The organism is Novosphingobium sp. fls2-241-R2A-195, from assembly GCF_030209485.1.
Lineage (GTDB): Bacteria > Pseudomonadota > Alphaproteobacteria > Sphingomonadales > Sphingomonadaceae > Novosphingobium > Novosphingobium resinovorum.
On sequence record NZ_JARVRY010000027.1, the window covers coordinates 78,034 to 91,986 of the forward strand.

Below are 13,953 nucleotides of genomic sequence, written 5' to 3' on the forward strand. Positions count from 1 at the left end.
AGCGACGGACCGTTCCGCCGGTTTATCCCGCATCCACCGACCCGGAGGCCGACTTCACGACTTGATCGTGTTTCGTTCATGTAGGAATAAAGCCCGGTCATGACGAGTCCGTTCCCTATTCTTTCCGTACTTTGCGGCAAGGTCGCTCCGTTTCGCGCGGCCGACGAGCCGAGCGCCATCGCCAAGACGGCGGTGCAAGGTCGGGTGAAGGTCCACCGACTGGGCCTCGAAGGGGACAGCCAGGCCGATCTTTCGGTCCATGGCGGGCCGGACAAGGCCATCCACCACTATCCCCACGACCACTACGACTGGTGGCGCGAAGCGATCGGCGACCATCCGCTGCTCGCCGATTACGGCGCCTTCGGGGAGAACGTTTCTACCGCCGGGCTGACCGAGGAGGACGTCTGCGTCGGCGATCGCTGGCGGATGGGCACCGCGCTCGTTGAGGTGAGTCAGGGCCGCCAGCCATGCTGGAAGCTGGACCATCGCTTCGACGGGGCGAAGGTCAACGCCGGGTGCGTGAAATCGCGCCGGGCGGGCTGGTACTACCGGGTGATCGAGGATGGCGAGGTCGGTGCGGGCGATGCGCTTGAACTGATCGACCGGCCGTTCCCCGACTGGAGCGTGCGCCGCGTCTTCGGCCTGCTCATCGCCGGAGAGCATAAGGGCGACCCGGAAGGGCTGGAAGCGCTGGGCGCAGTCTCCGCGCTCGCCGAACCCTGGGTCCGGCGACGCGCGAAGCTGCTGGGGCTTTAGCGCCGCACAGTCATTGCGAGCGAAGCGAAGCAACCCAGGGCAGCATTATGCCGCCCTGGGTTGCTTCGCTTCGCTCGCAATGACGAGATCGGTTTGGATTTCTAACCCCGCACGAGTCCGAGGACGTTGTAGGTCTTTTCCAGCGTCGGGATCGCCAGTTCGCGGGCCTTGGACGCACCCTTGCACAGGATCGCGTCGAGGCGCTCGCGGTCCTCGCGCAGTTCGAGGAAGCGGGCGTTGATCGGCGCCAGCTTCTCGACCAGCAGTTCGCCGAGCGCGGGCTTGAACTTGCCGAAGCCTTCGCCGCCGAACTCGGCCAGCACCGACTCGACCGTGGTGCCTGCCATGACCGCGTAGATCGCAACGAGGTTCTTCGCCTCGGCGCGGCCTTCGAGGCCGCCCTTTTCCGAGGGCAGCGGCTCCGGATCGGTCTTGGCCTTCTTCACCTTTTGCATGATGGCATCGGCGGTGTCGGTCATGTTGATGCGGCTCATGTCCGAGGGGTCGGACTTGCTCATCTTGGCGGTGCCGTCGCGCAGGGACATGATGCGCGCAGCCTCGGGCGGGATGAACGGTGCGGGCAGGGTGAACAGCGGCGCGTCTTCCGCACAGAAGTCGTTGTTGAACTTCTGCGCGATGTCGCGGGCGAGTTCGAGGTGTTGCTTCTGGTCCTCGCCCACCGGCACGTGAGTCGCCTGGTAGAGCAGCACGTCGGCGGCCTGCAGCACCGGGTAGGTGAACAGTGCGACGCTGGCACCCTCGCGGTTCTTGCCCGCCTTGTCCTTCCACTGCGTCATGCGGTTCAGCCAGCCCATGCGCGCGGTGCCGTTGAGCAGCCACTGCATCTCGGAGTGCTGGGGCACCTGAGCCTGATTGAACAGGATCGAGCGGTCGGGATCGAGCCCGCAGGCCACCAGCGCCGCGACCATCTCGCGCGTGTTGGCGGCGAGGTCGGCGGGGGTGTGCGGCATCGAGATCGCGTGGAGGTCGGCCAGGAAGTAGAGGCATTGGCCACCCTCGGCGGTGACCTCGTCCTGCATCTTCACCCAGTTGCGGATCGCACCGAGGTAATTGCCGAGGTGCAGGTTGCCGGTGGGCTGGATACCGGAGACGATACGCATGGTCGCGTCCTTAAGTCAGTTGTCGATGGATGTGAGGGTTGCGCCCGTACAGGGCACGAATGCAGGTACGGTCAGCGGGTGACTGAACGCCATCGCCATGAACGCGGCGCAAAGGGGCGCAGCGTGGGCGGGAAAAAGATCGCACGATCCTGCATGGCCGGGGCTCATAGCACGTTCGCGCATCGATGGAACCCTTCAGGCGGCGCGCTTGCGGCGGCGCAGGAGAGCGAGGTCGGCGCGGGTGAAGGCCCCGGTCGCCACGGCGGCGATGCCGTAGACCGCGCAGCCCGCCGAAACGAGCACGGCCAGCGCCAGCCCGCGTACCAGCCAGGTGCCGTGCACATAAGGCATCATCAGGTCCTGCCCGAACCACAGCGCCGCGCCCATCGCCACGGCGGCGAGCGCCAGCCTCGGCCCGCGCCGCTTCAGCCGTGCATCGACGGTGAAATGTCCGCGCTTCACCAGCGTGCGGTACAGCATCGCCACGTTGAGGGTGGAAGCCAGCGCCGTCGCCAGCGGCGGCCCCATGTGCTGCAACGGCACGATCAGCACCAGATTGCCGACGAGGTTCGCGACCATCGAGATCGTCGCGTAGCGCACCGGCGTCCTCGTATCCTGCCGCGCATAGTAGCCGGGCGTCAGAACTTTCACGAGGATGTAGCTCGGCAGGCCGATCGAGAAGGCCGCGAGCGCCTCGGCCGTGCGGGCGACGTCGCCCGCGTCGAACTTGCCGTAGCCGAACAGGGCAGCGGCGATCGGCTCTCCGCAGACGATCAGCGCGACGGCGGCGGGCAGGGTGAGCAGCAGCGCCAGTTCGAGGCCGCGGTTCTGCGTCTCCATCGCCTCGGCTTCCTGCCCCGCGCCGAGCTGGCGCGAGATCGTCGGCAGCAGGACGGTGCCGAGCCCGATGCCGATGAGGCCGAGCGGCAGCTGGTTCAGCCGGTCCGCCATATAGATGTAGGTCACCGAGCCGTGCGCCAGCAGATAGGCGGCGAGCGCGGTGGAGATGACGAGGTTGATCTGCACCGCTCCGGCCCCGGCAGCCGCAGGCAGGATCAGGTTGAGCAACTGCTTCACGTCGACGTTCCACACCGGCATGCGCAGCCGCATCGACACCCCGTTGGCGCGGCAGGCGAGCACCAGCCAGAGCAGCTGGAGCGCGCCGGAAACGGAAACACCGATCGCCTGGTTGCGCGCGGTGATCAGCGGGTCGTCCGAATGGAAGCCGAGGAGCGCCACGATCAGCGTCAGGTTCAGCAGGATCGGCGCGGCGGCGTTGACCCAGAACTTGTTCAGCGAATTGAGGATGCCGCCCAGCAGCGAGACGAGGCTGATCAGCGCGAGATAGGGAATCGTCAGGCGGCTGAGCATGACCGCGAAGGCGAACTGGTCGTGGGTGACGTCGTTGAAGCCGCCCGAAAGCAGCAGCGTCACCGGCCAGGCCAGCACTTCGAGCAGCACGGTCATGACGATCAGGACGGGCAGCAGCACCGACAACGCCTCTTCGGCGAAAGTGATGCCAGCCGGGAGGCCGGGGCCGTCCTTGTCCGTGACCTTCTGGTTGAACATCGGGATGAAGGCCGAGGCGAAGGCCCCTTCCGCGAAGAGAGCCCGGAACATGTTGGGCAGGCGAAAGGCGATCAGGAAGGCGTCGGAAGCGAAGCCTGCGCCGACGAAGCGGGCGAACAGGCTGTCGCGGGCAAGCCCGAGCACCCGGCTGGCGAGCGTCAGTCCGCCGACGCTGGCGAGGGCTTTTGCGAGGTTCATGCAGTGAAGCTCATGGCGCAAGCCCCTGCTCGTCGTCCCGGACTTGATACGGGACCGGTGGCTGTCTTCAGGCGAGGCGCTTCCGATGAAGCGTCTTGCCGAGAGGTGGGCGGGGCCCGGCCAGCGATCCCGGATCAAGTCCGGGACGACGACTGACCCTAACCCCGCCCGCTATCGGTTCAGGCGTTGCCGACCGGCTCGCCCATGCCGGTCTCGGCCTGCTGCTGCTGCGCCTGCAGCTGCTGCACGTAGAGGCCGTTGAAGTCGATCGGCTCGAGCATGAGCGGCGCGAAACCGGCGTCGCGCACGGCGTCCGACACGATGCGGCGAGCGTAAGGGAACAGGATGCGCGGCGCCTCGGCGAAGAGGAACGCGTGCGACTGGGCCTCTTCGAGGTTGCGCATGCCGATGAGCGCGCAGTAGCTCAGCTCGACCGCGAAGGCGACGCCCAGGCTGGTGCGCGACGAGCAGGTGATCTTCAGCTCGACTTCGTGGACTTCGCCTTCGATCGCGCGCGCGCCGATGTTGAACTGCACGTCGATCTGCGGCTGTTCCTGCCACGAGAACGCTTCGGGGGCGTTCGGATTCTCGACCGAGAGATCCTTGATGTACTGCGAAATGATGCCTGCGGCGGGGGCGGTGTCTTCGCCGTTGCCGAGGTCGAGGTCGGAAATGATGTTGCCTTCGTCGGCCATCTGATCTGTGTCCCGCAATGGAATCTGAAACGTTCAGCGGGGGCGGGTAAAACATTTTGCGGGCGCGGGGAACACCCGAGCGTCGGGAAAATTGTAGAGGTTGTGTCCCGAAGTTGCGCGCACATCGCTTCGAGGGGCTCGATCCGCCGGGAAAATGCCCCGAACGAGCCACTCACGCGTTGTTCATTTGTAATGCGTACCTATCTGGGGCTATGTTCGAGTGCTAAGCCGAAGGCACGTTCGAGTCTTCGGAACTGCGCCGGAGTGCGATGGGGCTTCAGGCCGGTCTTTGATCGGTTGCGGCCACGGTGCCACAGACGGGGCGCCACAGAAGGATGGAATTAGGGACGTGACACCGGAAATAGTGATCCTGGCCATGATCGCAGCCTTCCTTGGCTTGCGGCTTTACTCCGTGCTCGGCCGCCGCGCCGAGCATGAAGAGGAGCCCATCCAGGGACGCTTCGAAGGTCGCCAGGGCCAGAAGCCGGGCGCTCCGCGCGTTTCCGCGCCGCCGCGTCCCGATCAGCGCAGCGATGACCGCGCCCGCGCCGAACAGCCCCGCCAGCGTGCGATCCCGCTCGCGCCGCCTTCGGTCGAGCGTGGCCTGGCGGAGATTTCGCAGGCTGATCGCCGTTTCGACGCCGCCGCCTTCCTCGACGGCGCGCGCAGTGCTTATCGCATGATCCTCGAAGCCTTCTGGAAGGGCGACAAGGCCGAACTGCGCCAGCTTTGCGACGATGACGTCTATGCCGGTTTCGCCGCCGCCATCGACGCCCGTATCGAGGCCGGCGAGACGCTCGACAACCGCTTGATCCGCATCGAGGAAACCGGCTTCACCGCTGCCGGCGTGGAAAACGGCTATGCTCGTATCACCCTGCGCTTCCGCGCCGACATTGCCGCCGTCACTCGCAACGCCGCGGGTCAGGTGGTCGCCGGTTCGCTCGACGACGCGATCGAGACAATCGACGTCTGGACGTTCGGTCGCGCCGTGAACTCGCCTGATCCCGACTGGGTCCTCGAAGAGACCGACGAAGGTTGATCCGGGGTTGATCCCCCCTTCTTTGGACTGCTAGCCGACAAAGCCTGATCCGCCCCGTGCCACCCCCGGCGCGGGGCGTCTGCTTTGCGGGGAGGGTTTGTTTTGGCGCTGGAGACTATGGCACCTGCGGTGGTGTCCGGGCGGTCGATCCGGGACGCCTGGCGCGCTCTTCTGATCAGTGGTCTGCTGGCCACGCTCGCGGCTTGCGGCGGTGTAATCCCGAAGACCGGCGGCCCGCGCCCTACGCTTCCGCCGACCGGGCCGACGACCCAGCCTTCATCTCTCCAGAACGCGCTGGCTGCCGGTGTGCGCCGTGGTCCTGCGCTGTCGGCGCTGCGGATGGGCGCGGCCGATGCGGCGGGCGCTCTCGCCTCGTTCCGTGAAAGCTGCCCGAAGCTCATAGTCCGCAAGGACGGCAGTGGCCTGACCCGGCCCGAGGACTGGCGGCAGGCTTGCACCGCCGCCGTGAACTGGGGCGCGGGATCGCCCGCGCTGTTCTTCTCCAGCTTTTTCGAGACCGCCCGCATCGGCGAAGGCTCCTCTTACGCCACCGGCTACTACGAACCGGAGATCGCCGGCGGGCGCACGCCGCAGCCCGGTTATACGGTGCCGGTCTACGCCTTCCCGCCCGATCTCGTGCGTGCGAAGCCGGGGGATGCGCCGCCGCTCAGCAGCGGGCGCATGCCGCTTGGCCGCTATGCGCCGGACGGCACCTTCACCAGCTATTTCGACCGCGCACAGATCGATGCGGGGGCACTGGCGGGCAAGGGGCTGGAGATTGCTTGGGCCGCCGATCCCGTCGAGTTCTTCTTCCTGCAGGTGCAGGGCTCCGGCCGCCTCGTCGCGCCGGACGGCACGGTGACGCGCATCGGCTATGCGGGCCAGAACGGCTTGCCCTATACCGGCATCGGCGGGGTCATGCGCGATCAGGGGCTGGTCGGCTCCGGACCGGGTCAGTATTCCGGCTCCATGCAGGGCATCATGCAATATGTCCGCGAGCATCCGGTCGAGGGGCGCGCGCTGATGGAGCGCAATCGCTCGTGGGTGTTCTTCAAGGTGCTGAATGGTGATGGACCGCTCGGTGCGCTCAATGTGCCCGTGCGAGCGGGCAATTCTGTGGCCGTAGATCCCCGTTATGTGCCGTTGGGTGCCCCTGTGTACCTCGATATGGACCGCCGCGAGGCCAACGGGCTGTGGATCGCACAGGATACCGGCGGCGCGATCAAGGGCGCGAACCGCTTCGACACCTTCTGGGGGGCAGGGGCAAAGGCCCGCGTGACCGCAGGCGGCATGAGTGGTCGCGGCAGTGCCCTGATCCTCCTGCCCAAGGGCGTCCTGACCCGCCTCGGCGCCCGATGAAGCGGCCGGGGCGCAGGCTTACGGAAGAGGAGAAGGCGGTCTGGGCGCAAGTCGCCCGCACCGTCAAGCCGCTCGTCGCGCCCCGAAAACGGGTTGAGCCTGAGGCGCCCGCGATGCCGGTCCCGATAGCCCCACCGCTGCCCGTGAAGAAGGTCAAGGGCCGCGTTCCGCCGCCGCTCCCACCGAAAGTCGCCGCGCCCAAGCCGCGTGTCGAAGTGCCGGTCAATCTCGATGGCTCGTGGGAAAAGCGGATATCCAAGGGCACGCTGCTGCCGGACTTCAGCCTCGACCTGCACGGTTCGAACCTCGACCAGGCCTACATGCGTCTGATGCACGGGCTGGTGCAGGCCAAGGCAATGGGGGCGCGCGTGGTGCTGATCGTTACCGGCAAGGCGCGGCCGGTGGACGCTGCGGATCGAGGCAGCGCGCGGGGTGCGATCCGCGCCAAGATCGCCGACTGGCTCGCGGCCAGCGACCATGCGTCGGACATCGTCGCTATTCGCGGCGCGCACCGCCGTCATGGTGGGCAGGGTGCGATCTACGTAGTGCTGAAGAAGCGGCGATAGCTGCAGCCTGTTCCGGCGGATGGGCAGGCAATGGCATGGACGAGGGACAGTCCCCGCCCATGCCGGTCCTTGACGTTCGCTGTTCAGCTCAGGCGAAGCGGACGCGCTTGCCATCGCGGCGGAAGTCGTCCTTGCGGATCACGTTCGTCGTATAGTCTCGCGAGAGGACGGTACTGACCGCCACGAAGCTCGCCGTGCCGGTCTCGCGGCCGAACTGCATGCGGACGTAGCCCTGGTGCATGTTGTCGGTCCACACGACCTCGGGCATGTGATCGGCATAGGCCTTGTCCAGCTTGCGCGACATGTCCTCGCCGAAGCCGCTGTCCATGAAGTCGCCGGGCGAGGAAATACCCGCGGTGCCGAACTCGATGCCGGCCGGGCGGCCTTGCGCATCGGCGAGGTCGTTGGTCCAGAAACTGTGGCTGTCGCCGGAGAGGAAGACGAGATCGCCCGCCCCTGCGCGGCGCGACAAGGCGTAGAACTGCTCTCGCGCCCAGGGGTAGCCGCCCCAGGCGTCGGTATAGTCGGGCAGGTTCCAGCGGCCGCGCCATGCCAGCGAAACATGCGGATCGGCGGCGAGTTTCGCCAGTTCGTCCTTCGACTTCGCGGCGGCGAGTTTGGGGAACGGGTCGGGCAGCACGCCGAGCTTGGCGAGATCGGGCACGTCGAGGCGGCCGATCACCATCGGGCAGCCGATCACGCGCCAGGGCTGGCCGTCCTTCACCGACCGCGCCAGTGCGGCTTCGAGGTCGGCCTCCAGTTCGGGTGCGATCAGCGGGCGGTTCGCGGCGCCAAGGACGTCGCGCCTGAACTTTTCGGCCGAGGCGTCATCGACGATGCCTTGGGCATAGTCGATATATTCGATCTGCTTCGCGCGGGCGGTGTGGCGCGTTTCCAGGGTGTGCAGCAGGGCGAGGTCGCCGAAGCGGTAGGCGCGCCAGAACTGCATGCGGGTGCGACCCTTGACGTCCGGCCACTCGGGCAGCCATTCCGGTTCGCGCACCGGCATCCACTCGTAGTAGGCGCGGATCGAGGCGGCGCGGCGCGTGGCCCAGTCGCCCTCGGTTTCGGGCTGGTGGTTCTGTGCGCCGCCGGTCCAGGGGTTGTTGGCGCTCTCGTGGTCGTCCCAGCAGGCGAGCAGGGTGTGCTGTGCGTGCATCGCCAGCGACCCGGCATCGGTCTTGTACTGCGCGTGGCGGGTGCGGTAGTCGGAAAGGGTGACGATCTCATGCGCGGGGGCGTGCTCGCGGCCGATGGTGCGGGCGATGTTTTCGCCCCAGCCGTCCTTGCCGCCGTATTCGTAGATGTAGTCGCCGGTGTGGAGTACGAAGTCCACGGCCGGGTCCTTCGCGATCGCGTCGTAGGCGTTGAAGAAGCCGAAGGCGTAGTTGGAGCACGAGGCGAGCGCGATGCCGAGCGTATTCACCCGGCCTTCGGACAGGGTGCGGGCGCGGCCGATCGGTGAAATCGCCTTGCCCATACGGAAACGGTAGAAGAACGTGCCGCCTGCCGGAAGGCCGGTGGCGAGCACCTTGACGGTGAAGTCGCGGTCCGCATCCGTACGCACGGAGCCCGACTTCAGGATCCTCGCGAAGGCGGGGCTGTCCGACAGTTCCCACTGGACGTCGGTGGCGGCGGGCGCGGTCACGCGGGTCCAGAGCACCACGCTCGAAGCGTCGGGATCACCCGCGGCGACGCCGTGGCGGAACACCGGGTTCGCGGCTGCGGCGGCGAGGGCGGAGATCGGGGCGGAGATGGAGAGGGCCATGATCGCGGCTCCCCCGGCCATGCCGGCGAGGAGGGCGCGGCGGGATACCTGTTGGGTGCGAAGCGTGTTCATGGCGGGTAATCCTGTGCCTGGTGTTCTTGGAAAAAAAGAAAAGGACGGGCCGGCGTCCCCCCGAACGCCGACCCGTCCTCTCGCGCCGCCGTCAGAAGTCGGCAGTGGCGCTGAAGACCATCGTGCGCGGCGCGCCGAGGAAGGCGTAGTTGCCCGAGATGCCGCCGATGTACTTCTCGTTGGTCAGGTTGGTGATGTTGAGCGCGAACTGCAGCGCCTTGAGGCTGTCGGTCAGCGCATCGCCCTTCACGGCCACTGACAGGTCGGTCATGAAGTAGGTCTTCGCGACCCATGCGTTGTCCGCATCGACGAAGCGGTTGCCGGTGTACTTGCCGGTGAGGCCCAGCGTGACGGGCCCGTAGTTGTACGTGCCCGAGAGCACCCACATGTCCTTCGGAATGCCCGCGACGCGGTTGCCCGCCGTCACGCCCTGCTCCTCGTCCAGTTCGGCATTGCCGGTGCCGCGATACTTGGCATCGATGTGGGTATACGAACCGTAGAGGCTGAGGCCGGTGACGGGGCGGACGCTGGCGAGCAGTTCGAAGCCCTCGGAATCGATGCCGCCCGCGTTGAAGAAGCTTCCGTCGCCTTCGCTCAGGTAGTCCGGCCCGGCCGAGGAATTGCTCGGCACGAAGATCACCTGGTTGGAGAACTTGCTCTTGAACCAGGTGGCCGAGGCGCGAAGGATGCCGCTCTCGTAGCGCGCACCGGCCTCCCAGTTCTCGGCCGTCTCGGGCTTGATGCTGGAGAATGCGTCCTCGCTGTATTCGAGCAGGGTGTCGGAGAGCGCCTTGAAGTTCTCCGAGTAGCCGCCGAACAGGTCGAGGCCGGTCATCGGTTCGACCTGGATGCCGCCCGAGAGCAGCACCTTCGACTTCGACTTGACGCTGACGTCGGCGCTTTCGCCGAACAGGTCGGTGCGGTCGAGGTGGTTGATGAACTGCTTGACGCCGAAGTTCGCGGTGACCGGGCCGAACTGGACCTGATCCTCGGCATACCACTTGAAGGTGGTCTGCGGGTACTTGCGGTCGTACTGGGTCCAGTAGGGCGTCGCGTCATAGGCCGGGCCGACGCTGGTGTCGGTCACGTGGTGCCAGTCGCGCCATTCGCGGCGATGGGTGTCCTCGTACCAGACGCCGCCGCGCAGGGTGTTCTCGATCTCGCCGAACTGCATGGTCCAGGCGCCGTCGAGAGTGCCGCCGAGACGGTCCTTGCGGTAGTGCGTATGGCGGTACGACTGCTGCTGGATCGCGCCTGCTGCGGTCGGGGCGACGATCTGGCCGGCGGCGTTGGTTGCGAAATAGGTCGGCGTGCCCGAGCCTGCGGGCAGCGTAGCCCACCATGCAGGCGTGCCCCGGACAGTGGTGGTGCCGTCGATCTCGGTCTGGATGCCTGAGGTGTCCTGGCCGACGTTGACGATGTAGGGGGGCGCCCAATCGCCGCGTCCGGCCATGTCGTGGTAGTAGACCGAGGCCTTGAGATCGATGGCGTTGGCGATCTTCGTCTCGGCCTTCAGGTAGGCGAAGAAGTTCTTGCGCTTGGTGTTCCAGACCTGGCGGTACTGCTGGTCGGCCACCGGCACGCCGGTCCACACGCCGACGAGGCCGTCGATGTAGGCGCCGCTGTCGTACTGCGCCTGCGAATAGACCTGGTCGTAGTTGCTTTCGAAGGCGTCGTCGTAGCTTGCATAGCCGGTGAACTTGACCGGGGTATCGACGATGAACTTCATCGCGAAGTTGTCGCGGTGGTTCTTGGCTGAACCTTCCATCCAGTCGGTCGCCTGCTGGTGGCCGTAGGAGAACCAGGCCTTGGCGACGCCGCCGATCAGGCCGGTGTCGAAGCGGCCGTAGTAGCGGCTGGCGTCATAGTCGCCGACCGAGCCGGACAGGCGCACGCGCATGTCGTCGATCGGGTCTGCGGTGACGAAATTGATGGTCCCGCCCAGCGCCTCGTTCGAGCGCGAGGCGATGTCGGCGGTGCCCTGGAACACCTCGACGGTGCCGATATTGGCGGTGTCGATGAAGCGGTTGGCCTTGGAGCCGCCACCGTAGCCCGAGCCGCCGTTGGGCAACCCGTCGATGGTCAGGCCGACCTGCTGGGTGTCGAGGTTGGTCTGGTAGCCGCGGATCGAGTAGGTCGTCGACCAGTCGTCGAAGCCGAAGGCGTCGCCTTCGTTGACCTGCACACCGGGCAGGGTGCCGATCAGGTCGATGGCCGAGGCGATCGGCGACTTGTCGTCGATCAGCGTCTCGTCGAGCGCGGCGTTGTTGTAGGTGGTGCGCTGGCCGGTGACGACGATGGCGTCAGCGGCGTCCGCGCTGTCGTAGGCGGCGGCATCGGCTGCGTCTTCGGCAAAGGCCGGAGCGCTCGCGGCGATCGCCACGAGGCTGGTGCCGAGGACGCAGATACGGCGGATCGAAATGGCGCGCATGGCTTGGTGAAACCCCTGTTGAACTGCCCGTGATCGCGGGCTTGTGCGGCGCAGCATCTGCGCGCCTATTCTGACGCCCTGCAGTCAGTTCGGAGACGTTTCGAAGTCGCTGGCGTGTCCGCCGCATGACGGGCGGGCTGACCGTCACAAACCCGAAATGACCCGCCCATAGAGGCCCTGCGGAACCAGACGGCTGGCGGCGTCGGAAGGACATGCAGGAACCATTGCGCATAGCGATCCCCATTCACAGCTTTGAGCCGGGCGGCGTCGAGCGCGTCGCCCTCGGCCTGGCTGCGCAATGGCGCGAAGCGGGGCACGAGGTTACCGTGGTTCTCGGCCGTCCGGGCGGCGCGGGCCTGTGCAGTGCGCCCGCGCTCGATTACTGGAGCCTGCCCACGCGGCCCCGGTTCCAGCAGGCAACGGCATCGTGGCGCACGCCGTGGATGGTCCACACGCTCTACAGTTTCCTGATCGAAAATCGTGTCGACGTGGTGTTCTGCCCCGGCAATACGTACGCGGTGATCGGAGCGGCCATGAAGCTGCTGATGGGCCATCACGCCCCGCCGATGCTGCTCAAGATCAGCAATGCGCTGCACCGTCCCGACATGTCAGGAGCCATGCGCCGGGGCTACGGCGCCTGGCTGCGGGCGCAGGGCGGGCTGTTCGATTCGCTGGTCGCGCTGTCCGAACCGATGCGCCGCGAAGTGCGCGAATGCATGCTGGCCGAGCCGCGCCGGGTCGAGGTCATCGCCAATCCGATCCTCAACCGCCGCCGCCTGATCCAGCTCGGCCGGATCGAGCGCCGCACCCCGTCCGCATGGGGCATGCGCTACCTCGCGGCAGGACGGCTCGCCCCGCAGAAGAACTTCGCGCTGATGCTCCGCGCCTTCGCCGCCGGAGCCCGTGCCGAGGATCGCCTGACAATCGCCGGGGACGGCCCCGAGCGCGGCCAACTCGAAGCGCTCGCCGGATCGCTGGGCATCGCCGGGCAGGTCACGTTTCTTGGCCATGTGGCGACGATCGACCCGCTGTTGGCCGAACACGACGCGCTGCTGCTCAGTTCCGATTACGAGGGCCTGCCCGGCGTCGTGGTCGAGGCGCTGGCGGCGGGCATGCCGATCCTCGCCACCGACTGCTGCGTCAGCATGGCGAGCCTGATCGACCACGGCCGCACCGGCCTGATGGTCCCCACGCGCTGTCAGGACGGCTTCGCGCAAGGGATCGCCGCCCTGCGCGATTTGCGCGGCGACCCGACGCGCGCCCGCGCCGTCGCCGCGCACTACGAACTCGAAGGCGCCGCGCGCCGCTACCTCGACCTGATGCGCGCGGTCGTCTCGCGCCGCGAGGCCGAGCGCCGCCGCGACCTTGCCCTCAGCACGCTGGCGCCCTGCCGGTCGCTGCGGCGCTCCCAGTGACTGTCACCCCGGAGATCACCTTGTCTCAATCTGCAACCGTGGCTGCCACCGTAGACGGCGTCGATCTGGCGGCCATCGCACTGACCCCTCAGGATCGCACCGCGAAGCGCGGGCGCAATGCGGTATTCTCTATCCTGCTGTCGCTGGCGGTCATCGCCGCCGTGCTGCACGAGACGAACAGCGTCGAGCTGCGCCGCCTGCCGCAGATGATCCCGACATCGCCGGGGTTCTGGCTGATCTTCGCGGGCTATTACCTCATCACCCCCGCCAGCGAGTGGCTGATCTACTGGAAGCTGTGGCGCATTCCGGGCAGCGGCGTACTCGCGCTGCTGCGCAAGAAGATCTACAACGAACTGCTGCTCGGCTATCTCGGCGAGGCGTACTTCTACACCTGGGCGCGCAGCCGCGTCACCCTGACCGCCGCGCCGTTCGGCACGGTCAAGGACGTGTCGATCCTCTCCGCCGTCACCGGCAACGTGGTGACGATGGCGCTGCTGGTCTTCGCGGTGCCTTCGCTCGGCTTCGACAAGCTGGGTATCGACGGGCGCCTGCTGACCGGATCGCTGGGCGTGATCCTGGCGATTTCGCTGGGTGCCATGGCCTTTCGCCGCAAGGTCTTCAGCCTCTCGCGCGATGACCTCTGGATGATCACCCGCGTCCATTTCGCGCGCATCGTCGTCTCGACCGTGTTCCTCGCGCTGCTGTGGCACATCGTCCTGCCCGATGTCGCGCTGAGCTGGTGGCTCTACCTTTCGACCTTGCGCCTGCTCGTCTCGCGCCTGCCGCTGGTGCCGAACAAGGACCTGCTGTTCGCAGGGATAACCGTCGTGGTGCTGGGCGAGGAGCGGGATATCGGCACGCTCATGGCGCTGATGGCCGGGCTGATCACCGCCGCGCACCTCGTGCTGGGCGCGCTCATCGCCTTCAACGACCTCGCCAATCCGGAGAAACGCCCGTGATCCTG

The 13,953-nt window shown here is 66.9% G+C and carries 11 protein-coding genes; 6 read left to right on the forward strand and 5 right to left on the reverse strand.

Annotated elements, in window-relative coordinates; all coding sequences use genetic code 11:
- Positions 1 to 99: 99 nt before the first annotated feature.
- A complete protein-coding gene (locus tag QRN25_RS20240; protein ID WP_285021058.1) occupies positions 100 to 756 on the forward strand; it encodes an MOSC domain-containing protein in 657 nt (218 codons plus the stop codon).
- Between the two features lie 101 nt (positions 757 to 857).
- Here the strand turns inward: QRN25_RS20240 and trpS are convergent, their stop codons facing one another.
- The 3 genes from trpS to secB form a co-directional block, all read right to left on the reverse strand.
- Positions 858 to 1,877, reverse strand: coding sequence for a tryptophan--tRNA ligase (gene trpS / locus QRN25_RS20245; protein WP_285021060.1), 1,020 nt, complete (start codon positions 1,875 to 1,877; stop codon positions 858 to 860).
- Between the two features lie 195 nt (positions 1,878 to 2,072).
- Entirely contained in the window at positions 2,073 to 3,644 is a 1,572-nt protein-coding gene (murJ, locus tag QRN25_RS20250) for a murein biosynthesis integral membrane protein MurJ (protein ID WP_285021062.1), read from the reverse strand.
- A gap of 179 nt (positions 3,645 to 3,823) precedes the next feature.
- Positions 3,824 to 4,339 (reverse strand): protein-export chaperone SecB, encoded by a 516-nt coding sequence (secB, locus tag QRN25_RS20255; protein ID WP_008832774.1) that lies wholly within the window; start codon positions 4,337 to 4,339, stop codon positions 3,824 to 3,826.
- A 349-nt stretch (positions 4,340 to 4,688) separates the two neighbouring features.
- On the opposite strand from secB, the gene QRN25_RS20260 reads away from it, so the two are divergent.
- The 3 genes from QRN25_RS20260 (at position 4,689) to QRN25_RS20270 (ending at position 7,303) form a co-directional block, all read left to right on the forward strand.
- Positions 4,689 to 5,378, forward strand: a complete 690-nt coding sequence (locus QRN25_RS20260) for a Tim44/TimA family putative adaptor protein (RefSeq protein ID WP_271182059.1) — start codon at positions 4,689 to 4,691, stop codon at positions 5,376 to 5,378.
- A 102-nt stretch (positions 5,379 to 5,480) separates the two neighbouring features.
- Entirely contained in the window at positions 5,481 to 6,737 is a 1,257-nt protein-coding gene (gene mltA, locus QRN25_RS20265; protein WP_271182058.1) for a murein transglycosylase A, read from the forward strand.
- On the forward strand, positions 6,734 to 7,303 hold the full coding sequence (locus QRN25_RS20270; RefSeq protein WP_285021066.1) for a Smr/MutS family protein: 570 nt from the start codon (positions 6,734 to 6,736) through the stop codon (positions 7,301 to 7,303). Before mltA ends, QRN25_RS20270 begins: the two co-directional genes overlap by 4 nt.
- A gap of 88 nt (positions 7,304 to 7,391) precedes the next feature.
- Here QRN25_RS20270 and QRN25_RS20275 read toward each other — a convergent pair whose 3' ends face one another.
- Both QRN25_RS20275 and QRN25_RS20280 read right to left on the reverse strand, forming a co-directional pair.
- On the reverse strand, positions 7,392 to 9,143 hold the full coding sequence (locus QRN25_RS20275; RefSeq protein WP_285021067.1) for an alkaline phosphatase D family protein: 1,752 nt from the start codon (positions 9,141 to 9,143) through the stop codon (positions 7,392 to 7,394).
- Positions 9,144 to 9,234: 91 nt separating this feature from the next.
- Positions 9,235 to 11,574 carry a TonB-dependent receptor gene (locus tag QRN25_RS20280; protein ID WP_285021068.1) on the reverse strand — a complete coding sequence of 780 codons (2,340 nt, stop codon included), beginning with the start codon at positions 11,572 to 11,574 and terminating at the stop codon, positions 9,235 to 9,237.
- Between the two features lie 224 nt (positions 11,575 to 11,798).
- On the opposite strand from QRN25_RS20280, the gene QRN25_RS20285 reads away from it, so the two are divergent.
- Together QRN25_RS20285 and QRN25_RS20290 are read left to right on the forward strand one after the other, a co-directional pair.
- Positions 11,799 to 12,989, forward strand: a complete 1,191-nt coding sequence (locus QRN25_RS20285; protein WP_285021070.1) for a glycosyltransferase — start codon at positions 11,799 to 11,801, stop codon at positions 12,987 to 12,989.
- Between the two features lie 20 nt (positions 12,990 to 13,009).
- A complete protein-coding gene (locus QRN25_RS20290) occupies positions 13,010 to 13,948 on the forward strand; it encodes a hypothetical protein (protein ID WP_036526239.1) in 939 nt (312 codons plus the stop codon).
- The last annotated feature ends 5 nt before the right edge of the window (positions 13,949 to 13,953 follow it).

Bases quoted from the DNA above. Each gene is read 5' to 3' on its own strand.
- QRN25_RS20240 (WP_285021058.1), top strand. From the start codon at position 100: ATGACGAGTCCGTTCCCTATTCTTTCCGTACTTTGCGGCAAGGTCGCT.
- trpS (WP_285021060.1), bottom strand. From the start codon at position 1,877: ATGCGTATCGTCTCCGGTATCCAGCCCACCGGCAACCTGCACCTCGGC.
- murJ (WP_285021062.1), bottom strand. From the start codon at position 3,644: ATGAACCTCGCAAAAGCCCTCGCCAGCGTCGGCGGACTGACGCTCGCC.
- secB (WP_008832774.1), bottom strand. From the start codon at position 4,339: ATGGCCGACGAAGGCAACATCATTTCCGACCTCGACCTCGGCAACGGC.
- QRN25_RS20270 (WP_285021066.1), top strand. From the start codon at position 6,734: ATGAAGCGGCCGGGGCGCAGGCTTACGGAAGAGGAGAAGGCGGTCTGG.
- QRN25_RS20275 (WP_285021067.1), bottom strand. From the start codon at position 9,143: ATGAACACGCTTCGCACCCAACAGGTATCCCGCCGCGCCCTCCTCGCC.
- QRN25_RS20280 (WP_285021068.1), bottom strand. From the start codon at position 11,574: ATGCGCGCCATTTCGATCCGCCGTATCTGCGTCCTCGGCACCAGCCTC.